Genomic DNA, 26,293 nt, shown 5'->3' with positions numbered 1-26,293 from the left:
GACAAAAAGTACGACGGGCCACCTATCATTATTGATGGGTGGCCCGCTTCGTTAGTATGTTATGAAAAATTTGAGAGAAGTGAAACTTCACAGTTTCGTTGTTGTTTTAATGTTGAAATGATTTAAATATAGAGAAAGCATAGAAATGTATCATTCTTTGTGTAGTGTCTCATTGACAGCTTTGCTGCTGTCGGCAGGGGCATCGGTGATGTTTTCCGCCTGCATGGGCACTATGGTGTCGGCTGTGTCAATCTGCTGGATATAGGAGTTGGCATAGTCGATTCGTGGGTCGTTCCAACTGGCATCCCATGGATGCTGAAGGGCTCCACCTACAGAGAAGATGATGGCAATGACTGCTGCGGCCTTGAAGAGCGGTCTCAACTGCTGTTGCAGAGAGATGGTGCGAGCCTTGACGGGCTTCACTTCGGTATCTTCTGTGAGTGCCAAGATGCGTTCATCGAAGTCATCGCCCAACTTGATGTCGGCATCTTCCTGTTGGCAGGTGAATAGCGGCTGGTATTGCTTCAGTGCCGCAGGAATGTCCTGTTGGCTGAAGAACGCACGGAGGATGTCCTCTTCTTCGATAGAGGTTTCCGCTTTCCAGTAACGTTCCAAAAGTTGTTCGATGTACTTATAGTCCATAATTCTCTGTTTTCTTAAATTGTTGTTTGATAGCCTGACGTGCCCTGAAGATATTGACCTTCACTTGTTCCTCGCTGATGTCGAGCAAGGTGGCAATGTCTTTGTAGCTCTTCCCCTCGATATCCCGCAGTTGCATGACGCATCTTTGCTTCTCTGGCAGTCTGTCTATGAGTTGTCGGATGAGTGCCACCCGGTCTCGTTGCATTGCCTGCTCTTCGGGGTTTGACGCGCTGCTGTGGTCTTCAGGGTCTGTTGCTACGCTGTCGAGCGATGCTTCCTGTCGTCCCATGCGCCGTGTCTTGTCGAGCGAGAGGTTGCGGCATGTCGTGGTGCAGAAGGCTTCGATATTGTCTATCGTATCCCAGCTGTCTCGCCGGTTCCATACCTTTATCATGGTTTCCTGTACGACATCTTCTGCTTCCGCAGGATCGAGAGTGATGCGGAGCGCCAGCCTGTAGAGTAGATTCTTCAGTGGCAGGATGTCATTTCGAAAACTGATTTTTTTCATCCTCTCTATATATAAGACGATTGTGGAAAGTGAAAGTTACAGAATGATGGATATTTTTTTCTCTAAATTATCGGATGACGGTGCCGTGTTGTCCGTCGATGGCTGTTGCAAGGGTGATGATCACGCGTTTTACCCCGGCGTCGATGGCATCGAAAGCATTGTCGAGTTTGGGTATCATGCCCCCTGCTACGGTTCCGTCAGCCTTGTATCTCTCAAAGTCTTCTCGTGTGATTTCGCTGATGACGCTGTTGTCATCGTCGGGATTGCTTAGCACGCCTTTCTTCTCGAAACTATAGATGAGTGTAACATCGTAGTAGGGTGCAAGTGCTTTAGCGGTTTCTCCGGCAATGGTGTCGGCGTTGGTATTGAGTATATGTCCCTGTCCGTCGTGTGTCAGCGGCGCCATGACGGGAGTGATTCCTGCGTTGATGAGGGTGTGGAGCATTTGTCCGTTGGCTTTTTCCACATCGCCCACAAAACCGAAGTCGATACCGTCTTTGATGGGGCGCTTATGGCTGCGGATGACGTCGATGTCGGCGCCAGTCAGTCCGAGTGCGTTCACTCCCGCAGCTTGCAGTCGTGCCACGAGGTTTTTGTTGACCAGTCCGCCATAGACCATGGTTACCACTTCGAGCATGTCGGCATCGGTGATACGTCTTCCGTTGACCATCTTGCTCTCAATGCCGAGTGCTGCAGCCACCTTTGTGGCTCGTCGTCCTCCGCCATGTACAAGTACTTTTTTCCCTTCGATGGCAGCAAAGTCTTTGAGTAACTGTGTCAGTTGTGCTTCGTCTTCAACGACCGCACCGCCTACTTTTACGATGGTTATTTTTTCCATAACATTTTTATTGTTGTGATGTTGCACATACAAAATTAGTAATAAATTTGCGTAATATGCAGTGTTTCACTTGTTTCTTTTTGTTCTTTAACTATTGTTGGCCCTGACCGGATTGGTCAGAGCCAACAGTTGTTGACGGTCTGTACCGTCGGTGTGTGATGTTTCTGCGGTTGTTGACAACCGGCAGTTATTATTCTAAATAGGTGTAACCGTAGAGTCCGCTGCGGTAGGTAGAAAGGAATTCCTTACCCTCTTCGAGTGTGATCTTACCTTGCTTGACGCTCTTGGTAACCCATATTTCCAGTTGTCTTACCAGTTTCTTGGGTTCATACTGCACATATTCGAGCACCTCAGCAACGGTTTCTCCGTCGATCACCTGGTCGATGTGATACTGTCCGTCCTTAACGGAAATGTGTACTGCGGTAGTATCGCCGAAGAGGTTGTGCATGTCGCCGAGAATTTCCTGATAGGCTCCTACGAGGAAAACTCCTAAGTAGTAGGGTTCGTTGCGACGTAGCGGATGCACCGGCAGCGAGTGGGAGTTGTGGCGATTGGTTACGAAGTTGGCAATCTTTCCGTCGGAGTCGCAGGTGATATCCTGTAGTGTTGCGTTTCGTGTGGGCCGTTCGGTGAGTCGCTGTATAGGCATGATAGGGAACATCTGGTCGATGGCCCATGAGTCGCTGAGGCTCTGGAAGAGTGAGAAGTTGCAGAAATATTTGTCGGCAAGCAGTTTGTCGATGTTCATCAGCTCCTCCGGTATGTGTTTCAGATTCTTTGCCAATGCATTGATTTCATGGCACACACTCCAGTACATCGCCTCAATTTCCGCTCTTGTCTTGAGGTCAACGATGCCGTGTGCAAAGAGATCGAGCACCTCTTCTCTGATTTGTTCTGCATCGTGCCAGTCTTCCAATACGTTTCTTGGTGATAGGTTGTCCCATATTTCGTATAGGTCTTTCACCAGTTGGTGGCTATTCTCATCGGGTTCAAACTCCTCCGGCATTTCGGGTAGCGATGCTGTTTCGAGCACGTCGATAACCAATACCGAGTGGTGTGCAGCCAGCGATCGCCCGCTTTCTGTTATCAGATTGGGGTGGGGCAGATTGTTTTTATTGGCCGCATCAACGAAGGTGTAGATACAGTCGTTTACGTATTCCTGTATAGAATAGTTGACTGAACTCTCGCTGGATGGTGACCTTGTGCCGTCGTAATCCACTCCGAGTCCGCCTCCACAATCTACGAAATCTACGTTGTAGCCCATCTTGTGGAGCTGTATGTAGAATTGTGAAGCCTCTCTGAGTGCAGTCTGTATGCGTCTGATTTTGGTGATTTGGCTTCCGATATGGAAGTGGATGAGTCTCAAACAGTCGCGCATGCCCTTCTTGTTGAGCATGTCGAGAGCTTCCAGCAGTTCTGCGCTGGTGAGTCCGAACTTGCTGGCATCGCCTCCACTTTCCTCCCATTTACCGCTTCCGGATGATGCGAGTTTGATGCGTATGCCGATGTTAGGCCTGATACCCATCTTCTTTGCTTTGTTGGCAATGATTTCCAACTCGTTCATTTTCTCCACCACAATGAATATCTGCTTACCCATTTTCTGTGCCAGCAAAGCCAGTTCGATGTAGTTTTCATCTTTGTATCCGTTGCAGATGATGATGCTGTCGCTCTGACACTGCATGGCAATGACCGCGTGCAATTCTGGTTTTGATCCCGCTTCAAGTCCGAGATTGAATTTGCGTCCGTGAGATATGATTTCTTCTACTACGGGTTGCATCTGATTGACCTTAATGGGATAGACCACATAGTTCTCACCTTTGTAGTCATACTCCTTTGCTGCTTTCTTAAAGCAACTCCATGTTTTCTCGATACGGTTGTCGAGAATGTCAGGGAAACGCAGTAGTACGGGTGATTCTACATCGCGCAGAGCGAGTTCGTTCATCACTTCGTGCAGGTCAATCTGTGTTCCGTCTTTAAACGGAGTGACATAGACGTTGCCTTGTTCGTTGATGCCGAAATAGCTGGTGCCCCAGCCGTTGATGTTGTAGAGTTCCTTAGAATCTTCAATAGTCCATTTCTTCATGTCTTGACAGAGTGGGATTTGTTGTGGATGAGAATAGATTTCAGATGTTGAGCAGTTGGCGCAGTTGATCTACGCTGAGTTGTATTTTCTCGTAGTTGTCCATGAGACTGACGTCGAGTGTGTATCGTGCTTTGTTGTAGAATTCCTCGCGTTTGGCGACTTGTTCGGTGATATAGGCAATGAGTTCTTCTGGTGTCTTGTTTTTGATGAGTGGTCTTTCGACCTTTCCCATCAGCAGATGTCGATAGAGCACTTCGGGTGTAGCTTTGAGATAGACCACCTCTCCCTGTTGGTTGATATAGTCTATGTTGTCGAAGAAGCATGGTGTTCCACCGCCGCAGCTGATGATGACGTTTTCAAATTCCGCCACTTCGTGGAGCATGTTGTGTTCTATTTTTCTGAATCCCTCTTCGCCTTTTTCCGCAAAGATTTGTGCCACAGTTTTTCTCATGCGGCTTTCTATATACCAGTCGAGGTCGTAGAACATCATGCCCGTCTCTTTGGAGAGGGCTTTGCCTACTGTGGTTTTCCCCGAACCCATATAGCCTATCAGTATGATGCGTCTCATTTTTTCTTTGTGGGAATGGATGTGTTGACAATATCCATGCACTCTTGGTATGTCAGTTCTGCTGCTTTCTGATGGAGTGCTTTGGGCAGTCGGTAGTTTTTACCCTTGTAGGCGATGTATGGGCCATATCGTCCGTTGATGACTTCGAGGTCGAGATCTTCGGTAAACACCTTGAGGTGGCGCTTCTGGTCCTGTTCGCGCTTTTCGCGTATGAGTGCTATCGACTCGTCGAGTGTAATCGCCATGGGGTCTGTATCCTTAGGCAGTGAGGTGTATTTCTTGTCGTGGAGGATGTAAGGTCCGAAGCGTCCGTTGCCTATCACTACTGGCGATCCTTCAAATTCTCCTACGGTGCGTGGCAGTTTGAAGAGTTCGAGTGTTTCTTCCAATGTAATGGTTTCGATGCTCTTGTCGCTTGGAATCTGTGCGAAGAGTGGCTTTTCTGCATCGTCTGCAGATCCTATCTGTACGACAGGACCGAATCGTCCGATTTTAACGAATACGGGTCGTCCGCTTTTGGGGTCTGTTCCCAACTGCCGTTCGCCGGCTTTGTGCTCGTCGCGTGCATTGATGGTCTTCTCTACGATAGGTTCGAATCCGTCGTAGAATTGTTTTACCATGTCTTTCCACTGCTCTTCTCCACTTGCAATCTTATCGAAGTCGAGTTCCACTTTAGCGGTGAAATTGTAGTCCATGATCTCCTTGAAGTGTTCCATGAGGAAGTCGTTGACCACGATACCGATATCTGTAGGCAGCAGTTTTCCCTTGTCAGACCCAGTCACCTCTGTGCGTTCTGTGGTTTTGATCTGGAGTCCTTTGAGCGTGTCGATAGTGTAGTTGCGTTCAGTTCCAGTTCGGTCACCTTTGTGCACATATTTGCGCTGTTGGATAGTAGAGATGGTTGGTGCATAGGTAGAAGGTCGTCCGATGCCGAGTTCCTCCATTTTTTTGATAAATGAAGCTTCGTTGTATCGTGAAGGTCCTTGGCTGAATCGCTCTACAGCCTGTATTTCGCGGCGTTGCAGTTCTTCGCCTTGTTTCAAAGGAGGCAACAGTTTTGCCATTTCCTCGTCTTGATTGTCATCGTCGTCAAATGATTCACGATATACTTTGATGAATCCGTCGAAGGTAATCACTTCGCCTTGTGCCACGAAGAGTTCTGATGTTCCACTCATGGCAATACTGATGGTAGTCTTTTCGAGTTCTGCGTCTGCCATCTGGCTGGCAGCAGTACGCTTCCAAATCAGTTCATAGAGGCGTTTCTCCTGTGGTGTTCCCGTAATCTCTGTACGGTCCATATAGGTTGGTCTGATGGCCTCGTGTGCCTCTTGTGCGCCTTTCGAACTGGTGTGATACTGTCTTGGTCGGCTGTAATTGTCGCCATAGAGTGAGGTGACAATCTGTTGGCTTGCTTCGGTGCATAGTGCCGACAGGTTGACCGAGTCGGTACGCATATAGGTGATAAGTCCGTTTTCGTAGAGGTGTTGTGCCACCATCATGGTCTGACTCACGGTGAGTCCGAGTTTGCGTGCAGCTTCCTGTTGGAGCGTAGAAGTAGTGAATGGGGGAGCTGGTGTGCGTTTGGTAGGTTTCTTGGTCACCTCTTCTACTATGAATGATGCGTCTTTACACTTCTCGAGGAATGCCAGTACTTCATCGTGTGTCTTGAAGCGCTTGTTGAGTTGAGCCTTTACTTCGGTCTGTGAACCGTCTGCATTGACCACTCCAAACACGCCGCTTACGCTATAGAAGGGTACGCTCTTGAAGTTTTGTATCTCGCGTTCGCGATCCACAATAAGTCTTAGTGCCACACTCTGCACACGTCCTGCAGAGAGTGAGGGCTTTACTTTTCTCCAGAGCACGGGTGATAGTTTGAATCCCACGAGTCTGTCGAGTACACGTCTGGCCTGTTGTGCATTGACCAGATTCATATCGAGGTGACGTGGTGTTTCGATGGCCTTGAGAATTGCAGGCTCTGTGATTTCGTGGAACACGATACGGCTTGTTTTCTCTTCATCGAGTCCGAGTACTTCGCAAAGGTGCCATGAGATGGCTTCTCCTTCGCGGTCCTCATCGGATGCGAGCCATATCTTTTCAGCTTTCTTGGCAGTTGTCTGGAGTTCCTTTACCAGTTTCTCTTTCTCTTCTGGTATTTCATATTCGGGTTCGAGTGTGCTGGTATTGATGCTCATGTCGTGCTTCTTGAGGTCACGGATGTGTCCGTAACTTGACATGACCTTATAGTCTTTCCCCAAAAACTTTTCTATTGTTTTGGCCTTGGCAGGCGACTCCACAATGACTAAATTCTTTTGCATACCTTTGATAATAATATTGTTCGGGCTGCAAAAGTAGGTAAAAGTTTTGGTTACACCTTATATATATAGGTGTTTTTTTGTTTTCTTAACTATTCGCCGCATGATAGTTGGTTGGTGTCTGCTTGTCTTCAACGTCGGCTATCTATACCTCAGCGTTGTGCCGATGGTGTTTCTGTGTTCTGTTGCCAATGTCTTGTTGATATGTCTTGAATGTCTGTTATTCAGCTACTTGCATGCTGGCAGCCTATATTCAGACGTCGCTTTTCTTAGCAAATTCAATGATTTTGCTGACTAAATTCAATGAATTTACCGGGCAATTTCAATGAATTTGCTGAGCAAACTCATTGAATTTCCTCGCTTATGGGTATTCTATAGAAGTGCTATGGATGTTTTTTCGGTAGGTTATTGACGTTGGTTAGACATATAATGAATAGGGGATATGATAGCAAAATAAATTGATTTGCTCAGCAAAACAAATTGTTTTCCTCAGCAAATCAATTTACTTTGGTCAGCAAATCAATTTGTTTTGCTGTTCCAAGTGATATTTGAAGCGGTGACGAGCAATGTGTAAAATACTGCCGACTAACGACTTGTGCATACGGAAGTGTGGCCTATTCGATGCGTGCCACTTCCAGAAAGCGTTCCACTGCACGGCGTATGCTGGTCAGTCCGAACTCTTTTGGGTGGAGATGGCGTATGGGAATCCACATACATTCGGCAGCATCGTCGGCAGCACGGGCACGCGTTTCGGCAGGAACACGTACCAGAAAGTCCATATCGATGGTATGTACGGTGATGCCGCTGTATAGATATTGGTTGGGGAAGGAAAAGAGATATTCCATCTTTGTGGCATGGATGCCCGTCTCTTCCTGTATCTCGCGACGCATTCCCTCCTCTACGGTTTCGTCCATATCGACAAAGCCGCCGGGCAAATCGAGTGTGCCTTTGGCGGGTTCTTTACCTCTGCGCACCACGAGTATCTCGCCGCGATCGTTGACAATGAATGCTGCTGTTGCAGCGCAAACATTGGCATAATAGGTGAAGCCACAGTCTTTGCAGCGCTTGCTCTTAAAATTGTTAGTAACAAATTGCTTACTGCCACATATTGGGCAGTAAGCAAACATATCAAGAGGATGTTTCATATTACCAGTTGTCTGTGCGGAATGGGAACAGGGGCAGGCCTCCCGCATTGGCCAGATTGCCCAATTGGAAGTTGCGGAAGCAGTAGCGTACAGCCACAGGCTCCTTCACTTCAGGACTTGATACTACGATGGCTTCGTTCCAAGGGCCTGGTGCATCAACCCATGTGTGGCGTGCGGTAGCCTTGTGGAACACGCGGTCGGCACCAGCTACCTCAAAGCCTTCGATGCCTTCGAAACGGCTGTAGGCTCCGTATTCGTTGTCGAAATGTACCAAAACCTTATCGCCGTCGATCTTCATCTCCTTGAAAGTCATGCTCTCACAGATGACAGATTTCATGCCGTAGGTCTTGTTGAGGGCTTGATAGGCAAGTCGTTCGCCCACCTGACGCTTTTGTGCAGGATGGATTTGCTCTACCTCGTAGGGGTAAACGAGGTCTTCGGTGCATACGATACCACTGTTGGGGATGACCTTGGCAGCATTGAACTGCTGTTCGCGCAATCTTGGTCCAGCGTCGCCGTTGATGTCGCCGTTATGATAAGGAGCTATCTGTACGAAGTAGAAGGGAATGTCGCCCTGCTTGAAATCGCGGCGCCATTGAGCCACAAGGTCAGCCAGTCGCTGGGTGTATTGACCGTCAGGGTCGCCCACGTTAGAGCAGCCTTGATAGAAGAGGATGCCCTTCACGGTGCTGTTGAGTATTGGGTTGAAGGTGCCGTTGCCCCAAAGAAGTGGATAGAGAAAGTCCCATTTGAATTTATTCACCATGTGTGTGGAGTCTAAATCCTCTTTGGTATTCTTGGTCAGATAGTCTCGGTCGAGCCAACTCTCTACGCGGCTGCCTCCTTTGTTTGCCATGATGAGTCCAACGGGAACGTCGATAGCCTCGTTGACAGTCTTGGCGAAGAAGTAACCGGTGGCTGATGCTTCGCTAACATTGTCTGCATTGGCCTCTTTCCATTCGCAGTTGGCATCGTCGAGAGGCTTTGTGCTCATGATGCTGGGCACTTTGACATAGTGAATACCTTTATGCTTATTGGCTTCGAGTACTACTTGGTTGTAGCCTTCCACAGGGCAATTGCCGAATCCTTTGATAGGCATTTCCATGTTAGACTGGCCTGCGCAGACCCATACCTCGCCTGCCAATACATTATTGACAGTAACCTTTCCATCACCGTCGTCAAAGCTAATGCTCAGTGGGGTATAGCTGGCTTTGGGCGATTTAACGGTCAGCAACCATTTACCGTCCTTGCCTGCAACAGCTTCGCTACGCTCATTGCTCCACGAAGTGGTAGCCACTACCTTGCTCTTGGGCTTTGCCCATCCCCAAAGGCGCACGTCACTCTGTTGCTGAATAATCATGTTATCGCCCACAAGATGCGACAATTTTACTTTTGCCTGTGCTCCGATGGTCAGTCCGGCGAGCACCATTAATGAAAGAAATCTTTTATTCATAGTCGTAATGATTTGTCGTTTTGGTAGTGCAAAGATACAGACTTTTCAATAATAATATGTATCTTTGCACCTAAAAATATCATTTTATTATGAAGAAACTACTTTTTTTAATCTTATTATTTGTGTCTGCTTCGGCTTATGCCCAGCAAGGCATGGAGTTGAATCTGTGGCCCCAGGGACCACAAACCAATAATGGCGACCCCAACGACATGGCGAAGATAAGCATCTTTCTGCCTAAGAAGAGCCAATCTACAGGACGCGCCATTGTCATCTGTCCAGGCGGTGGCTACACTCATCTGGCATTTGAAAAAGAGGGAACCGCATGGGCACCCTTCTTCAACAGTTTGGGCATTGCCGTCATTGTGTTGAAGTATCGCATGCCCCATTGCGTATGGAAAGTGCCTGCCGAAGATGCTGAAGAGGCCATGCGCACCGTGCGTCGCAACGCAAAGAGTTGGGATATCGACCCGCAGCAAGTGGGCATCATGGGATTCTCAGCAGGCGGTCATCTCGCTTCGACCATTGCCACCCATTCTAAGGGCGATGCAGCGCCCAATTTCCAGATATTGATGTATCCCGTCATCTCTATGGAGACAGGTGTCACCCATCAGGGTTCGCGCGATAATCTGTTGGGTAAGAATCCCAAGCGCAAACTCATCAACGACTATTGCAACGAGCAGCACGTGACCCATGCCACACCTCCTGCCTTCATAGCATTAGCCAACGATGATAAAGCGGTATCACCCATCAATGCTGTCAGCTATTATGAGGAACTCTGTCAGGCAGGTGTTTCTGCCTCGATGCATATCTATCCCACTGGTGGACATGGTTTCGGCATCCTCCAGTCCTTCCCCTATCATCTTGAATTGATGATGGAGTTGCGCCGTTGGTTGCAGAGTTTCTAAGTTCCGCAAAAGTATTAAGGGCATCAGCCGAAACATTCATCCATCACGCATTATAGTACAATAGTCTGTAATAGGATTCATCAAAAAATAAGCATCGCATAGACTTGGTGGTCTGTGCGATGCTTGTTTCTTGATGGTTCTGACGGTCTGCCAGACTGTTACAGCAGTGCCTTAATCTCAGCCTCGATGTCACGTACTTGCTGACTGCGCTTGCGCAAAGTGTTGGTACGATCGATGAGGAAGTATTCTGGAAGCCCTTGTACGTTGTAAACGATAAGCGACTGTGAGTCGAGGCCTTGTGGGTCGCGCACGCTAATCCATGGCAGTGCGGCGGTTTGCTGCTTCCAGAAATGCTCATCGGGATCGAGTGCTACCTGGTAAATCTCAAAGCCCTGTGCATGGTATTTGTTATAGAGTTCACGCAAGAGCAGGATGCGCTTGGGTGAGTTTTCTGTGCCAAAGACATGGAAATCGAGCATCACCACCTTGCCCTTGAGGTCGCTCAGACGGCACACCTTACCATGGTTGTCGGTCAGTGCAATATCGATAAGTCCCGTGGTCGATACCTTGCTGGCATCGATGGTATTGGCACGGTCTGCCTCGTTGATGCGCACATTCTTCATGCCCTCGATGGCAATGTTGTGCAGGTTGGTTCCGCGCTCAGCTCCTGGATGGTAGGTATCCCAACTGGTAGCTACCGCTGCAAACACTTTGATGTCATCTTTGTTGCTGCGAGGGTTAAACAGCAGCATGTTGCCCAAGGTCTGGAACAGTGCAAAATATGCATAAGAGCGGTTGGGCTCTTTGAGAATATAGTTCATCTTTACATCATTCTTATAGTCGTTGATGATGCGTAAGATGCTGTCGTTGCTTTGGTCGATGGTCAGAGCTGGGTCGCGCTGGATAGCCATGACCCGCTGTTGCAGGTCGATTTGCTTAAGTGCAAGTTCCTTAATCTTCTCACAGTTTTCTGAACCGCTTACTTCATACTGTGTAGCCATTTGTGGATATTTGGTCTTGATGGTCACAGTTTCGGTAGAATCGATACTTACATTGATGATCTGGTCTGCAATGCGCAGACGGTAAAATTCGGGTGCATCGTTTTGTGCACAAGCAAAATTGAAGTTGCCTTCGCCGTCCAGTTTTACAGAATCCACTACGTTGATTTCCTCAATGCCCACGTTTTCGAGGTAGAGCACAGAGTCTTTAGCATTGGCAATGGTGCCTTCTACATGGAATTTCTTCTCGCTACAAGAGGCCATTGCCAGTACAGCCATGGCCATCATCATATACTTCTTCATTTTAATTGTTTTTTCGGTTTTGGGTACAAAGGTACGATTAAGTGAGCGAAAAGCAAAAGGAAAACTCGTTTTTCTTTTGCTTTTCCGAACGTTAGTACCTTGGCGACACCGTCGCAAAGGTACGATTAAGTGAGTGAAGAGCAAAGTGAAAACTCGTTTTTCTTTTGCATTTCCGAACGTTAGTACCTTGGCGACACCGTCGCAAAGGTACGATTAAGTGAGTGAAGAGCAAAGTGAAAACTCGTTTTTCTCTCTATTCTTTCCTCTTCAACCGTTGTATATAGTCCCACAGCTGCTTATAGAAAGGATGTCGTGTCATGGTAGGCACATCGCCCAAGATGATGAGTTTCATACGTGCACGAGTAATGGCAACGTTCATGCGGCGTAGGTCACGGAGGAATCCGATCTGTCCCTCTTGATTGGAACGCACCAGCGAGATGACGATGATGTCACGTTCCTGCCCTTGAAATCCATCTACCGTATTGACGCTGATAAGCCTTCGGAATGGCTTGAAGTATTCGCTGCGGCTCACCAACCGGCGCAGGTATTGCACCTGTGCTCTATAGGGCGAGATGATGCCCACATTGATGCGCTCGTCGAGCAGACGCTCTTTGCCGATGCGCTCGAAGTAATGTTGAAGGGTTTCGAGCGTCAGCGTTCCCTCCTTTTTATTAATACGACCGAACGAATCGCCAACAAACTCCTCATGCATCTCCTCTCCGCTGGTGTCAATCCACTCGATGGGAATGTCCAAATCGAGTATTCCACGATACTTCACATCGGGAGCACTCTCCACCTTACCATCATAGAAATAGTCGGAAGAGAAGCGCATGATGTCTTCGTTCATGCGGTATTGCGTCTGCAATAGACTGACTGCCGAGGGTTTTGTCTCTACCAGATGCTCCATCAATGTGCGGCCCAAACCAGCCTTGAGAGCAGCAATGCTCTTCACCGTGGGCGGCAGTTGGCAGTGGTCGCCGGCAAGGATGACTCGGCCCACACGGCGCATGGGAATCCAACAGGCAGCTTCCAATGCCTGTGCTGCCTCGTCGATAAAGAGGCTGCTGAACTTTCTGCCGTCCAACAGTCGGTGGCCGGCTCCTACCAAAGTGCAGGCAATCACTCGTGCATCGTCGAAGAGTTCTTGGTTGATGCGTATCTCCAATTCGGTGGCACGCCCTTTCAGACTCTCCATTTTCTGGTGGTATTTCTCATCGCCGCGCTTTCGGTGAGCACGCAAATCACGTATGGCTTTGCGGATGGCCCATAGTTGTGGATAGTCGGGATGCCCCTCAAAGCGCCGCTCGTAAGTAAAAGACAGCATCTTGTCGGTAACACGTGTGGGGTTGCCCAACCGCAGTACGGGGATGCCACGGTCTGCCAATTTCTCCGAAATCCAGTCAACAGCCATGTTACTTTGTGCGCATACCAACACCTGGCTCTCGCGCATAAGAGTCTCGTGGATAGCCTCTACGAGCGTTGTGGTCTTTCCTGTTCCTGGCGGACCATGGACTATAGCCACATCCTTGGCACGCAACACTAAGTTGACCGCCGCCTCCTGCGTGGTGTTGAGATAGGGAAAATGCATGGGTGCGAACGTCAGCACTTCAGGTTCTTTGCGCGAATAAAAGAGGTCGCGAAGGTAAGCCAGACGTCCTTTGGCACGTATGGCGCGGTCGAGTGCATCGAGCATCAATCGGTAACTGGTCTCATCAAACGATAATTGCACACCCAGATGGTCGGTGCGCTGAAGTGTCAGCAGATAGCCATCGTTGGGAATGACGCACACCATGCGGTCGCCATCCACATAGCTCACCATAGCCGTAAACGACAAATACTTGATTCGGGCGTCCTTTTGCGACATACTATCGCAGGAGAAAAATATGATGGGTTTGCCAAATTCGAAGTTGTGCTCGATGTCGGTATCGGTAGTGCGCATCACCTCCACAGCCAGTTGGTTGAGCGAATTGTAGTAGCTCTTGGTGATTTGCAACGGATACCAAGCATCGCCACGCTTTACCTTCCGCATCATTCCCATCTCTTCGGTCTGTTTGCGGAAGGCTTCTTTCTCGGCTTGATACTCCATCTGGAGTAGCAATCGTTGTTGGGTGAGTGCCTGAACAGGCGATGTCGTAGAAACCATAGTGGGTGCAAAGTTACACTTTTTTTGTGTATCTCTGCACCCTGCTATGTGATTTATTCCCTAATCGGGATTTGTTTTTCGAGTTAACGAGCCAGTCGCTTCTGTCCGTTCTGTATATAGATGCCCTTTGACGGACGCTGTATGCGACGGCCCTGAAGGTCGTAAATAGGACCGTCGGTCTGTTCTTCGTCGGTCTTCCCATGTTCTATACCTGTTGTACCGTCGGTCACGGCAAAGTTGAACTGACGTACCATCGAGTCGGAACCGTCGCTCACTTTGACGCGAACGGTATAGAATCCCTTGACCGTAGTGACCATGTTGAGGCTGTAGCCTTCGATGGTGGCACCGCTGACGCTATTGGCAATGGTAGCCGTAAACGAAGGATAGCCTGCGAAATAGGGTTTGAGGTCGATGCTCTTGGTATCGCCAACCTTCACGATGAAGTTTGGATGTGCCATCCAATCAAGGTATTCTTCCAAGTCGGTGTAGTGGTCTCCATCTCGATCGTCATTGTTGTTGGCAACATTTTTATCTGTTCCTGCAATTTCTTCAAACCAGTCGGGGATGCCATCCATATCGGTATCGAATCCTGTAGGACGTGTCTCGGTGGTGATTCCAAGTTTGGCGGCATCGAAACCCTCGCTGTCTTCCTCATGGTCGATGAGGCCTTTTTTGCCCGTTTTGCTACCGGTGGTCGATGTAGATCCGTTGCGCGTTTCGTCGATGATACGTGCATCGTGCTTGTTAAGAGTAGGCATATTGCAACCCACATCGCTCAACACACTCTTGTAGGCACTCTCTGCCGTTTCTATTTCGGCATAGCTTTCAAAGAAAGGCTTAGTGGCCCAGGGTTCCCAGTTGAGCACTTGACCGTTGGAGAGTTCATATATATAGGTGTCGCCTTCCTTATCGTTGACTTTTGATCCTGATGGTTCTTCGCGAATATTGCCTTTGACATAAGCAGCCTGTGTGCCGCTGCCCGTTCCTTCAAACTGATGGCGGAAGAGTTTTCTCATGGTTGTGGCAGGTCCCATCTTATAGTAGTTGTTGACGAAATTGATTTCATGGGAACCACCGTCGGTAGCACGGCTGCCCCAGTTATAAACCACATTGTTGAACACATCATGATGACCATCATAGTTGCCGGTGCCATCGAGTCCGCCAGAGATACTCCAGTTGCGTCCTTCGTTATGTGCCAACAGATTGTGGTGGAACGATCCGGGCAGTCCTCCCATCTGTCCGCTTCCGATGGTAGCGGCATAGCCGTGTTGTGTTCCCGTGCCGTAGTTGGGATGGTTGGCACAGTTGAGCGCCTCGCTGATGATAGTGCGTTGCAGCGTGATGGCCTTGGCATTACGGCTTGAGAAACCCTCGTCGATGGTCCAGGAAATGGAGCAATGGTCCATGATGGCATGGTCGTTGCCCGCCATACCCATTCCGTCGATACCGATCTGTGCATCTTTGGCATCAATGATATGGCCACGGTAGAGACGGATGAAACGGGTGATACCGTCGCTCTGCATGCCGAATGGTGCACCACGGAACAAGATACCGTTGCCTGGCGCGGTTTGTCCCGCCACGGTAACATATTTCTCAGAACAAGTCAGACGGGCTTTCAGGTGGATTACACCTGCCACATCAAACACGATGGTGCGTGGCCCTTTCACCTGAGTGATACCATAGCGGAAAGTTCCGGGTTGGGGATTGGTGGCATCGTCATCGAGTGAAGTGACATGATAGACTATGCCTCCGCGTCCACCAACAGCATATTGACCATAGCCTTCGGCTTCAGGAAATGCCTTGCGGCGCGGTTGAAACGACCATACCGTGCCATGGTGTATCTTGCCTTGGGCATCCTCTTCGTCCATGCGCCAGAAGTATCTGGTCAATGGCGATAGCTGACCGGTCTGCCATGAGGCTGCTGTTCCTTCATAGTCGTAGGTTGTGGCATTGACAACTGCCATGGAGTCGGTGCCGAATACCAAGTGGTGCTTGGCGGTACCGTCGGGAGCTTTCCACGACAGCGAAGCCTTACCATCCTCCCATGCCGCATGGCGGTCGTTGTTGGCAGGGGTAGGGTCGAGTGCCATGAAAGTGTCACCGCCCACTTCAAGCGAGTTGAGTTCGAGCGATGTGGTAGTGTAGGTCGTGCCCTCTACAGGTACTGTATAATAGGTGATGGTGACAGGTCGTTGATCTGTGACGGTAAATTCTACGCTCGATTTGGCAGACTCAGAGAGCGAAGTAGCACGACGGGTCTGTTGTATGCCCGTCACTTTGGTCACTCCATCAACATCGATACTGATGGGAGGAGCTACGAAATCGCCTCCATCCGTATTGTTGTGATAGGCCAGCAAGGTGTGGTTGCCATTGGGCAGTCCAGCTATATGCACCTTGATGCCTACCCGTCCGGTGGTGAGTTCGGGTCTGTTGCCCTGTTCGTCAAGTCCCTTGACCATCACACCATCGCAGATGAGCTTGGAATGTTGGCGTCCGTCTTTCCATCTTACGGTATAGAGGGTCTTTCCCTTGACATCGCCTTCTATTTCTACGGTAAATGTAACGCCACCGAATGTCTTGGTAGCTGGTTGCTGTTGCGTAGGGATTCCCCATGCTTCATAACCTTCCTCCAGATACTGTGAAGGATTGTCGTTGGGTTGATTGAAGTCTATTTGTTGCGCATGAGCGGTATGTGTGCACAGCAAACAGAGAAACATGTGTAGAAAATGTTTCATAAGCTTAATGTTTTAGTAGTTTTAGTTCGTTTTTTATGTAGCGTTTGCAAAGGTACGATTAAGCGAGCGAAATACAAAAGAAAAATCTGTTTTTCTTTTGTATTTCCGAGTGTGAGTACCTTGGATATGTAATTTCAAAGGTAGTGCAAACCGAGCGAAATGCAAAAGAAAAAATGTTTTTCTTTTCATTTTCGAGGTGCAGCCTACCTTGGATGCATAGTATCAAAGGTACGATTAAGCGAGCGAAATGCAAAAGGAATTTGGCAAAAAAGTTGTATCTTTGCATCAGAAAACAAAAAAGCAATGACGCTACATCCTCTATATTCCGACGAAAAGCCACCCGAACGGTTCACCTATCCCTTCAGATACGAGCCACATCCGCTCTGCCGACAAGCTGCAACAGAGGTGCAAACCTATATTGCCAGCCATAAAGAACTGCAAGACGATGCCGACCGCGGCAAGATGTTTGGTGTATTGGTGTGTGAGCAGCAGGGACAACTGGTGTTTCTGGCTGCTTATAGTGGGCTCCTTGCCGGTCGTAACGACTGGGATTATTTCGTGCCGCCAGTATTCGATGCCCAACAACCAGATGGATATTTCAAACAGGAGGAGCGCGCCATCTCAGCCATGACAGCAGAGACAGACCGCGAATCACGCAAGCAACGGTCGCAAAAACTACAACGCTGGCTGTTCGACCAGTATCGCATGCTCAATGCAGAAGGGCAAAGTAGTCAGTTGGTCGATATTTGGCAAGGCTACTATCGCGACCGTGTGGTAAGAAAATTTCCGTTGCCTCCAGGCGGTACGGGTGACTGTTGTGCCCCCAAACTCCTACAGTATGCTTATCAACACGAACTTCAACCACGGTGTATGGCAGAATTCTGGTGGGGACAATCGCCTCGCCAAGAGATACGGCACCACTTACAATACTATCCAGCGTGTAGTGGAAAATGCAAACCAGTACTGTCATGGATGCTGAAAGGACTTAACGTGGATCCAGATCCCGATACATTGTCACATCCACGAAAGCCCATTGCCATTGTCTATGAAGACGATAGCCTGCTGGTGGTCGATAAGCCTTCGGGAGTGCTGAGTGTGCCTGGTCGCAACGAAACCTATAGTGTGGAGACCGTCATGCGAGAACGCTATCCCGACAGTTATGTGGCACATCGATTGGACATGGGTACCTCAGGACTGCTCATCGTGGCAAAGACACTCGATGCATATCGCGATCTTCAAGACCAATTCCTGCATCATGAGGTGCGCAAACGCTATGTTGCTCTGCTCGAACCACCTGCAGCTGGACAGGTTCTCTGCCCAGCGAAAGGCACCATCCGACTGCCTATGCGGCCCGATATGACAAATCGACCGCTGCAAATGGTTGATATGGAACACGGAAAAACGGCAGTCACCGACTATGAATTTATCGACTCCAATACAGTTTCGCTCACTCCACATACCGGACGCACCCATCAGTTGCGGGTACATTGTGCACACCCCGATGGGCTGGGGCGCCCCATTCAAGGCGATGAACTATATGGACATACCAACCCAACAACGTCCCGAATCCATCCCGATGACACCGACCGACTCATGCTCCATGCTGCCGAAATATGGTTCCGACATCCTGTTACCAACCAACCGATGCACTTTGTTTTGCCATTTCGGCATGACAAACTACACCTTATATAAAATAAATAAAGGTTAAACACCGATAAAAATGCCACAGGAGTATGGAGTTTTGAGATAAATTTGGTAACTTTGCGCACGGAAATTTACAATCATTCATTAAAATAATAGATTATTATGATTATTGAAAACATTCACGCAAGAGAGATTCTGGATTCACGTGGTAATCCTACTGTAGAGGTTGAAGTAACTCTGGAAACTGGCGACATGGGTCGTGCCAGCGTTCCTTCTGGTGCTTCTACCGGTGAAAACGAGGCACTTGAGCTCCGTGATGGCGACAAAGGCCGCTATCTGGGCAAGGGCGTTCAGAAAGCCGTAGAGAACGTAAACACCAAGATTGCTCCCGCTATCGAAGGTATGAGCGTTCTGGATCAGCGCGCTATCGACGCCAAGATGCTGGAACTCGACGGTACTCCTACTAAGAAGAACCTCGGTGCTAACGCTATCCTCGGTGTATCACTGGCCGTTGCTCACGCTGCTGCCAACTATCTGCAGATACCCCTCTATCGCTATATCGGCGGTACTAACACCTACGTTCTGCCTGTTCCTATGATGAACATCGTTAACGGTGGTGCTCACTCTGACGCTCCTATCGCATTCCAGGAGTTCATGATCCGCCCTGTTGGCGCTGCCAACGAAAAGGAAGGTATCCGCATGGGTGCTGAGGTTTTCCACAATCTTGCTAAGCTGTTGAAGGCTCGTGGCCTCTCTACTGCTGTTGGTGATGAGGGTGGTTTCGCTCCTAACTTTGACGGCATCGAGGATGCACTCGACACCATCATGGAAGCTATCAAGGCTGCTGGCTACGAGCCAGGAAAGGACGTGAAGATCGCAATGGACTGCGCTGCTTCTGAATTTGCTGTTCAGGAGAATGGTGAGTGGTTCTACGATTACCGTCAGCTGAAGAATGGTAAGAAGAAAGATCCTAATGGTAAGAAGCTCAGCGCTGAGGAGCAGATTGCTTACCTCGAGCAGCTGATTACTAAATATCCTATCGACTCTATCGAGGACGGACTCGATGAGAACGACTGGGACAACTGGGTTAAACTCACACAGCGCATCGGTGACCGTTGCCAGCTCGTTGGTGATGACTTGTTCGTAACCAACGTGAAGTTCCTGGAGAAGGGAATCAAGATGGGTGCTGCCAACTCTATCCTGATCAAGGTTAACCAGATTGGTTCACTCACCGAGACTCTCGACGCTATCGAAATGGCTCACCGTCACGGTTATACCACCGTTACTTCTCACCGTTCAGGTGAAACAGAGGACACCACCATCGCTGACATCGCTGTTGCTACCAACAGTGGTCAGATCAAGACGGGTTCGCTCTCACGTACAGACCGCATGGCTAAATACAACCAGCTCATCCGTATCGAGGAGCAGCTCGGTGGCCGTTCAGTTTATGGTTACAAGAAACTGAAGTAATCTCTATTACTACAGCAAATACTGATAAGGGGTGGATGCCATGTGGCTTCCACCCCTTTTAAAGTTATATGCGATAATTGTTTTGATGAACAACTCTATTGGCGCAATCGCTCACGACATTGTTCCAGTATCTGCATCACCTCGTCCATCTTCTCTGCACGCAACATGGCAATGCGCGTCTGGCGGAAGTCTGGAATACCTTTGAATACAGGCGATGCTGCTAAGTGACGACGGGTGTGGAGAATACCACGGCGCTCGTCGATGCGCTCAACATTGATGTGCAATTGTTCTTCCAATACGTCAATCTTCTCATCAAGCGTTAGTTCCTTACGACTGAATATCCAAGGGCAACCAAATGTGGCACGGCCAATCATCACCGCATCAACACCATATTGGTCGAAAGCGCGGTCGGCATCGTCGAGCGATTTGATATCGCCATTACCTATGATGGGGATGTGGATGCGGGGATTGCGCTTCACTTCTCCTATCAGTGTCCAGTCGGCATCACCTGTGTACATCTGCGCACGAGTGCGGCCATGGATGGTTAGTGCCTTTATGCCACAGTCTTGCAACTGTTCGGCGAGTGTGGTGATGACGAGATTGTCGTTGTTCCAACCCAAACGGGTCTTTACCGTGACAGGCAGATTTACTGCATCGACAACCTTACGAGTGATGTCGAGCAATTTGTCGATATTCTGCAACATGCCAGCACCTGCGCCTTTTCCTGCAACCTTCTTGACAGGACAACCGAAGTTGAGGTCAATCAGATCTGGACCAGCTTGTTCTACAATCTTTGCAGCATCGACCATAGCATCAATGTCGCGGCCGTATATCTGTATGCCAACGGGACGTTCCTCGTCTGCAATCGTTAGTTTTTGTACCGTCGATTTGATGTCGCGCACCAAAGCTTCGGCAGATACAAACTCTGTATATACCATTGATGCACCAAACCGCTTGCAGAGCAGACGGAAACCGATATCGGTCACGTCTTCCATTGGTGCCAGAAACACCGGGCGTTCGCCCAATTCTATATTTCCTATTTTTGTCATTCTTGATTGTTGTATGATGGTTGTCGGAGTATCAGCTCAGTAGATGATAGGTGCCACCAGCCATAGGACGTACTACTCCTTTCATTTCCAAGCTGAAGAGTAGGGCGGTGACTTGGCCGATAGGGATGTTGGTGACGGTTGTTATCATATTGAGCTGTAGGTCGTTGGTTTTGCTTAAAGCATCAACAACAGCTTGCTCTTCGATGGTAAGATCAGGGAAGAGCTGGCGCTCTACGGCTTGCGGACGCAAACTGTCGGTAGTCCATCCCATTGATGAAATGAAATCATCGGCAGAAGTGATGAGGGTTGCGCCATTGTTGCGGATGAGTTGGTTGCATCCTTTGCTATATTCCGCTCCTACCGGACCAGGGAATGCAAACACCTCGCGACCATAGTTTTGAGCAATGTCGGCAGTAATGAGACTGCCGCCATGTGATGCACTTTCTACTACGATAGTGGCATCGCTTATGCCAGCTACAATGCGGTTGCGTTTCACGAAATTCATTTTTTCAGGACGTGTCATCGACATATATTCTGTCAGCAGACCGCCCTGTTCGGTCATTTGCTGGGCAATGCCACGATGGGCAGATGGGTAGAGCGTGTCGAGTCCATGGGCAAGGACTCCAACAGTAGGTATCCCGTTGTCAAGGGAGTACTTATGAGCGCACACATCCACACCGTATGCCAGACCGCTGACGATAAGTGCATCGGGGCATTTTGTCTTTAGGTCTGCCACAAACCGGCGAATCAAATCGTTGCCATAAACCGTACAATGGCGTGTTCCCACGATGCTTATCACGCGTCGCGCATTGAGGTTGGCGTTGCCACGATAGTAGAGTAGAAGTGGTGCATCGGCACATTCGTGCAGTCGTGTGGGATAGTTGTCGCTACCGAAGGGGATAGCTTCGATATTGTTTTCCGTCATGTAACGTATCTCCTCATCGGCACGCAGTAGTGGCTCTGACCAGTCTTGTAGCAGTTCGATCAATCTTTGTGAACAATCGGGTACGGTTTCAGTCAGTCTGTTGCGGTTTTCATATACCGCTTGGGCCGATCCAAATTCGCGGTAGAGCAATTGTGCAACGGCAGGATAGAGCACCAGTATGCGACTTAAGGCAATGGTATAGCGGATATCTTCGTTCATCGTCATGATAATAAGGCCCGGTCGTAATCCTCGCTGTTAGCGAGTTTTCCATCTATCAGACATACCAGTGTGATGATTCCGCGGAAACATAATGCCTCGTCGGAAGCACGGAAGATGTCTTGATGGAATATGTATTTGACACCTTCTTTCTCTACCCACAGTCGTGAAATAAATTCGTCATCGCAGCGAAGTGGTGTCTTGTATTGCAGATTCATACGTGCAACCACGGCATCTACCCCACGCTCATGCATTTCTGCAAAACTCAGGTTTCGTGATTTCAGAAACAGATGGCGGGTATGTTCGGCATAGTGCAGATAGTTGGCATTGTTGACAATGCCTTCGATGTCGCATTCGTAGTCGCGCACTTCCATGTGCGCTTCAAAGATATATTTACTCATGTATTTATGATTTGCTATTTATCTGTTCATGGGGCTGCTGTGTTTTGTCTCCTGGTCGGCGAAGGTATTCATAGCCAATGCGGCAGCGCAGACAGTCTTTTCGGTCGCAGTATTCTTTTTTTAGTTGGATAAGTGCTTGCGAATCGCCGGCCGTTTTCACCTTCAGACCGCATTCGCTCCACATGCGGATGATATGGTTGCTCTCGGCGCGGAGCTGTTCCAACAGGTCGAAAGCCCTGTCGCAATATTCCTCTTTGGCAGTGTGACGACCGTAAGCAAAGAGCATCGGGATGCAAGTGTTGATGAGCAATAGGTTGATAGAGAATGGCGACAGATGTTTAGTGTTGCTTTCGCTCTCCTGTCCGAAAGTGTAGTGAGTCTTCCAGTAGTCGGATACGTGGGTGCCCATCATATTCTGCAACTCTGCCACAGTTTTGCAATCGGTCAGTTGCGAGAGACTTGTTTTACGCTCATGATAGAGACATGCCAGTTGTGACAAACGGATATAGGGGAAATTCTGAGGTCTCAGTCGTAGGAAACGCCAGCGGTGGTGGTCCATCGGTTGGAGTGAGAATTTATGGGCAAGGTATGTATATTCCTTACTAAGGCGCTGAAAGTATGGGTCAGCAACGGCTTCGTCGCGGTAGCGCTGTGGAATGGATTCGGGTGTTAGTAATCCTGCTTGTCCCATGAAAATGGCTTCCACTTGAAACTGATCATCGCGATGATGTCCCACAGCCGATAGGGGAATGTGTGCTGCCCACTCTTCGAAACTGTCTCCGTTGATGCCGAAACCATAGTTGCGGGCCAAGGTCATGAAGTAAGCGTCTTCCCACGAACCACCCAATCTACGTGCGCGTTCAGCTATAGCCTCCGTTTTTTGCTCCAACCGCTCGGTTTGCAAAGCAGCCATCCAAGCATGGATGGTGATGGGAGCCAATTGAGGAATGATGCGGTAGCACGGCGGATATTGGTCGGTACGTAGCAACTCCTCATAGTTGTCGATGACTTGTTGAGGCACATCGATCTGCATTTGTGGTATGAAATGGCCCAATGTATTGGTCACATCGCAGTCGATGATGCCAGCTACATGCAGTACTACATTGTCGTAGGCAGCATCATGGTCATGACCATGCAGAAACCAATCGCTCGATTTGTCGTGGATTTCTACATTGCCCACCCATAGCGTCTGACCGATTTTTACCTTGGCATTGAAGAAATCGGGACCGCTGTTGCGATTATGAAGACCAGGGTCTATCACCTCTATCGGTCGTCCGTCGGTGGTGGCAAGTGGTCTGGCAGGCAGCAAACGGTGCTTCCAGACATAGTGTAGGAGTTGTTCCATGCGGCATGAAATAATAATGGTGCAAAGTTACGCAAATTATTTTTTTTTGGCAACTTTACACCATTTCTTTTTACTCCCAATCGGTTATAGAGATTCTATTTATCCCTACTTTTCGGTTTAATATGCGATTGGAGGATAGTCATGTAGCATTTGAATGATGGGGTCAGCACTTGCATTTACATCTTGTAGAAGGCGATATACTCTTTCAGCAGACGGAGCATTTCGTCGGCAGCATACTTCCGATATACTCCTTTCAACGTATGGAAACATCCCACCATACTACTTTCTTCCCCTTCAAGAGGAATGGCGCATAGGTCTGGTGTGGTGGCAACAGCTGAACAAGACAGCACGGTCAGCATCTTGCTCTTACGCACCAGGCGCAATAAGGGCGTGGCAATGTTCAGTTCCACACGTGTGTTGAGAGTTATGTTGTGCGCAACCAACAGACGTTCCAATACGTTGCGCGCCTGTAAGCCCTTTGCTGGAAGTGCAAACGAATAGTTGGCAATGTCGGCAAGAGTCAGCGAAGGGCGTGATGCCAGCTCGTGGTCTTGCGGTACAACCACCCCCAACTGGTCTTTGAAGAGTTCTACCGATTCCACTTTCTTGCTGATATGAGTGGGCTTGTATGACAGCACTACATCCAATTCATGACGGCACAACTTGTCGATAAGTTCTTCCATACGCAAGTATGTGATATCAATGTGCGTGTTGGGATAGAGGCGGCAGAATTCTGTCACCACTTCAGCAGTCATCAATGAAAAGGAGTGGGTGACACCAATGCGGAGCGTTCCACATTTCATCTGCGTCAGATCGGTCATTCGTGCCATGCAGTCATCGGCAGCAGTCACCGTGCGGTTGGCATAATCCACAAGTTCCTTACCAGCTTCTGTCAGATGTACTTCGTGACTGTTACGGTCGAACAGCACCACGCCGAGCTCAGTTTCCAACTGTTTAATAGTTTGTGTTAGTGTGCTTTGGGTGATGTACAATTGCTTAGAAGCTTCTGAGAAATTGAGAGTCTCAGAGACTTTTAGGAAGAAACGAAGCTGTCTTAGTTCCATGTTATGCTGTTTTTGTATCGCTATTATCAGTTTGTCTGCGTGCATCCACTATGATGGGAACTGTCGCACCAAGTACCATCAGTATGACAATGATGACGCATACCATGCCATTGTAACTAAACAGATAGAAGGCATGGGTGAATGTTTCGGCATCCTTGCTCATAATGCATTGTAGCAATCCCTCAACCGAACGATAGGCATACATACCCGGAATCATCGGTAAGAGAGCGGGAAATGCCAGCGCTTCGGCAGGAATACGCCAGTGGCGGCTCGCTTTCGGTGCAAAGAATCCAATGACCAATGCACCGATAAAGGCTGCTGGAATCAGTCCCCAACCGCAGGCATGGGTCAGCACGAAACGTGTGGCATGACCTGCTGCCGCAAGCAGTGCACATCCTTTGAAAGCTTGGAGAGGCACATTGCTGATGCTTCCGAAACCGATGGCGGCAATGGCGGCAAAGAAACCGTCCAACAGGATATCTGTCATAATCATAACGTAAAGTCTTTAGAAATATTGTATGTTCATTAAAAGGATGCCTACCGATAGGCCGATGCCCAAGCATGCTGTCAGCACAGATGCTTCGATGAAACGGCTGATGCAGCAGAGTAAATGTCCGTGGATAAGGTCGCTGACGGAGTTGATGTATGGGATGCCAGGTACAAGATATAACACACTGGTACCTAGTGCAATGTCTGGTGTGTCGGTGCAATGGAACATAAAACCTGCACAGGCGATGACTGATGAACAACAAGCAGCGCAAAGTACAGCCAGGCGCATATCCCATTTCCATTCTTTATGCAAAGCATTCTTAATCCAGAAACCATTGACAGTGGCAATAAATACAATGAGCATGGCTCTCCAATCGCCTTCAAACAAACGGCAGAACGAAGCATTGGCAAGGCCAGTGAGCAGCGTTACCAACCAAGGGTTGAGTCGTGGTTTCTTCATGATGCTACGAAATTCGTTTTTTGCATCTTCCAGTGTGATGCCATTGTCGCGGACATCCCATGACAAGCGACTCAGACGGGAAATGACATAGAAGTTGAGGCCTGTGACAGGCAATTTCTCTCCAACGGAAAAGGACTGACTATGATCCTTGTCCCATACAGTGGTCATAACCGTATGGGGTAAGATGGTGATCTCTGCTGTTGTTCCGTATGCTTCGGCAATACGGTGTACCGTCTTTTCGCAACGGGCAGATGAACCGCCGGCAGCCAGCATGGTTGCGGCATAGGTGGCAAGAAAATGGGCAGTTTCTTTAGAGCTGTTCAAGTTCGTAGTCGTCATATACCATGCCTGTTTCGTTGTCCTTAATCATCACTTCCTCTTCTGCCATGTGGCCAGCTGTTACGTAGTCGTAACATTCGTTGTTGAGAAATAGTTTCTCTTGACAGCCCAGAGTTCTCTTCTTGTAATTTTGGAAAGCGAAAGTGAACTTTTTCAACGCCACAACAAACAAAGGCATAGCCAATGAAACAGCTAAAATAACTAATCTATAAGTCTCCATAATTTATATATTTTTTTTCTTTCTTTTTATATGTAAAA

Annotated in this window: 22 protein-coding genes; 3 read left to right on the top strand and 19 right to left on the bottom strand. The window is 48.7% G+C overall.

Annotated features, from left to right (window positions below):
- Nucleotides 1–150: 150 nt before the first annotated feature.
- From CIK89_RS11540 to CIK89_RS11505, 8 genes are all read right to left on the bottom strand, one after another.
- Entirely contained in the window at nt 151–642 is a 492-nt protein-coding gene (locus CIK89_RS11540; RefSeq protein ID WP_094391515.1) for a hypothetical protein, read from the bottom strand.
- On the bottom strand, nt 632–1,150 hold the full coding sequence (locus CIK89_RS11535; protein ID WP_094391514.1) for an RNA polymerase sigma factor: 519 nt from the start codon (nt 1,148–1,150) through the stop codon (nt 632–634). Before CIK89_RS11535 ends, CIK89_RS11540 begins: the two co-directional genes overlap by 11 nt.
- A gap of 67 nt (nt 1,151–1,217) precedes the next feature.
- Nucleotides 1,218–1,988, bottom strand: coding sequence for an acetylglutamate kinase (gene argB / locus CIK89_RS11530; RefSeq protein ID WP_094391513.1), 771 nt, complete (start codon nt 1,986–1,988; stop codon nt 1,218–1,220).
- A 190-nt stretch (nt 1,989–2,178) separates the two neighbouring features.
- Nucleotides 2,179–4,071 (bottom strand): biosynthetic arginine decarboxylase, encoded by a 1,893-nt coding sequence (speA, locus tag CIK89_RS11525; protein WP_094391512.1) that lies wholly within the window; start codon nt 4,069–4,071, stop codon nt 2,179–2,181.
- 40 nt (nt 4,072–4,111) lie between these two features.
- Nucleotides 4,112–4,639, bottom strand: coding sequence for a shikimate kinase (locus tag CIK89_RS11520; protein WP_094391511.1), 528 nt, complete (start codon nt 4,637–4,639; stop codon nt 4,112–4,114).
- Nucleotides 4,636–6,954 (bottom strand): type I DNA topoisomerase, encoded by a 2,319-nt coding sequence (gene topA / locus CIK89_RS11515; RefSeq protein ID WP_094391510.1) that lies wholly within the window; start codon nt 6,952–6,954, stop codon nt 4,636–4,638. Before topA ends, CIK89_RS11520 begins: the two co-directional genes overlap by 4 nt.
- Before the next feature lie 611 nt (nt 6,955–7,565).
- Complete coding sequence (locus CIK89_RS11510; protein WP_094391509.1) at nt 7,566–8,096, bottom strand: NUDIX domain-containing protein; 531 nt, start codon at nt 8,094–8,096, stop codon at nt 7,566–7,568.
- 1 nt (nt 8,097) lies between these two features.
- Nucleotides 8,098–9,549: a sialate O-acetylesterase gene (locus tag CIK89_RS11505; protein WP_094391508.1), complete on the bottom strand. Its 1,452-nt coding sequence runs from the start codon at nt 9,547–9,549 to the stop codon at nt 8,098–8,100.
- Between the two features lie 89 nt (nt 9,550–9,638).
- On the opposite strand from CIK89_RS11505, the gene CIK89_RS11500 reads away from it, so the two are divergent.
- Nucleotides 9,639–10,454, top strand: coding sequence for an alpha/beta hydrolase (locus CIK89_RS11500; RefSeq protein WP_094391507.1), 816 nt, complete (start codon nt 9,639–9,641; stop codon nt 10,452–10,454).
- Nucleotides 10,455–10,612: 158 nt separating this feature from the next.
- On the opposite strand, the gene CIK89_RS11495 is transcribed toward CIK89_RS11500, so the two are convergent.
- The 3 genes from CIK89_RS11495 to CIK89_RS11485 all read right to left on the bottom strand — a co-directional run bounded on the left by CIK89_RS11495 (nt 10,613) and on the right by CIK89_RS11485 (nt 16,633).
- Entirely contained in the window at nt 10,613–11,755 is a 1,143-nt protein-coding gene (locus tag CIK89_RS11495; RefSeq protein WP_094391506.1) for a TlpA disulfide reductase family protein, read from the bottom strand.
- A gap of 253 nt (nt 11,756–12,008) precedes the next feature.
- Nucleotides 12,009–13,898, bottom strand: coding sequence for an AAA domain-containing protein (locus CIK89_RS11490; RefSeq protein ID WP_094391505.1), 1,890 nt, complete (start codon nt 13,896–13,898; stop codon nt 12,009–12,011).
- Between the two features lie 83 nt (nt 13,899–13,981).
- Nucleotides 13,982–16,633 carry a hypothetical protein gene (locus tag CIK89_RS11485; RefSeq protein WP_094391504.1) on the bottom strand — a complete coding sequence of 884 codons (2,652 nt, stop codon included), beginning with the start codon at nt 16,631–16,633 and terminating at the stop codon, nt 13,982–13,984.
- A 303-nt stretch (nt 16,634–16,936) separates the two neighbouring features.
- On the opposite strand from CIK89_RS11485, the gene CIK89_RS11480 reads away from it, so the two are divergent.
- Nucleotides 16,937–18,325, top strand: coding sequence for an RluA family pseudouridine synthase (locus CIK89_RS11480; protein ID WP_094391503.1), 1,389 nt, complete (start codon nt 16,937–16,939; stop codon nt 18,323–18,325).
- Nucleotides 18,326–18,439: 114 nt separating this feature from the next.
- The gene (gene eno, locus CIK89_RS11475) at nt 18,440–19,747 is read left to right on the top strand and encodes a phosphopyruvate hydratase (RefSeq protein WP_094391502.1); all 1,308 of its coding nucleotides are present in this window, start codon (nt 18,440–18,442) and stop codon (nt 19,745–19,747) included.
- A gap of 95 nt (nt 19,748–19,842) precedes the next feature.
- Here eno and dusB read toward each other — a convergent pair whose 3' ends face one another.
- The 8 genes from dusB to CIK89_RS11435 all read right to left on the bottom strand — a co-directional run bounded on the left by dusB (nt 19,843) and on the right by CIK89_RS11435 (nt 26,255).
- The gene (gene dusB, locus CIK89_RS11470) at nt 19,843–20,796 is read right to left on the bottom strand and encodes a tRNA dihydrouridine synthase DusB (RefSeq protein WP_094391501.1); all 954 of its coding nucleotides are present in this window, start codon (nt 20,794–20,796) and stop codon (nt 19,843–19,845) included.
- Nucleotides 20,797–20,827: 31 nt separating this feature from the next.
- Complete coding sequence (gene dprA / locus CIK89_RS11465; RefSeq protein WP_094391500.1) at nt 20,828–21,940, bottom strand: DNA-processing protein DprA; 1,113 nt, start codon at nt 21,938–21,940, stop codon at nt 20,828–20,830.
- 2 nt (nt 21,941–21,942) lie between these two features.
- A complete protein-coding gene (locus CIK89_RS11460) occupies nt 21,943–22,338 on the bottom strand; it encodes a thioesterase family protein (RefSeq protein WP_094391499.1) in 396 nt (131 codons plus the stop codon).
- A 4-nt stretch (nt 22,339–22,342) separates the two neighbouring features.
- Nucleotides 22,343–23,683 (bottom strand): DUF2851 family protein, encoded by a 1,341-nt coding sequence (locus CIK89_RS11455; protein ID WP_094391498.1) that lies wholly within the window; start codon nt 23,681–23,683, stop codon nt 22,343–22,345.
- Nucleotides 23,684–23,859: 176 nt separating this feature from the next.
- Entirely contained in the window at nt 23,860–24,747 is an 888-nt protein-coding gene (locus CIK89_RS11450; RefSeq protein ID WP_094391497.1) for a LysR substrate-binding domain-containing protein, read from the bottom strand.
- A 1-nt stretch (nt 24,748) separates the two neighbouring features.
- Nucleotides 24,749–25,240, bottom strand: coding sequence for a threonine/serine exporter family protein (locus CIK89_RS11445; RefSeq protein ID WP_094391496.1), 492 nt, complete (start codon nt 25,238–25,240; stop codon nt 24,749–24,751).
- Nucleotides 25,241–25,252: 12 nt separating this feature from the next.
- Nucleotides 25,253–26,035, bottom strand: coding sequence for a threonine/serine exporter ThrE family protein (locus CIK89_RS11440; RefSeq protein WP_094391495.1), 783 nt, complete (start codon nt 26,033–26,035; stop codon nt 25,253–25,255).
- Nucleotides 26,007–26,255 (bottom strand): hypothetical protein, encoded by a 249-nt coding sequence (locus CIK89_RS11435; RefSeq protein WP_094391494.1) that lies wholly within the window; start codon nt 26,253–26,255, stop codon nt 26,007–26,009. The genes CIK89_RS11440 and CIK89_RS11435 overlap by 29 nt, the downstream gene beginning before the upstream one ends.
- Nucleotides 26,256–26,293 lie beyond the last annotated feature (38 nt).

The organism is Prevotella sp. P4-119 (genome assembly GCF_002251345.1).
Lineage (GTDB): Bacteria > Bacteroidota > Bacteroidia > Bacteroidales > Bacteroidaceae > Prevotella.
Note: the sequence above shows the minus strand (reverse complement) of the source record. Positions and strands in the feature narration are given on the sequence as shown.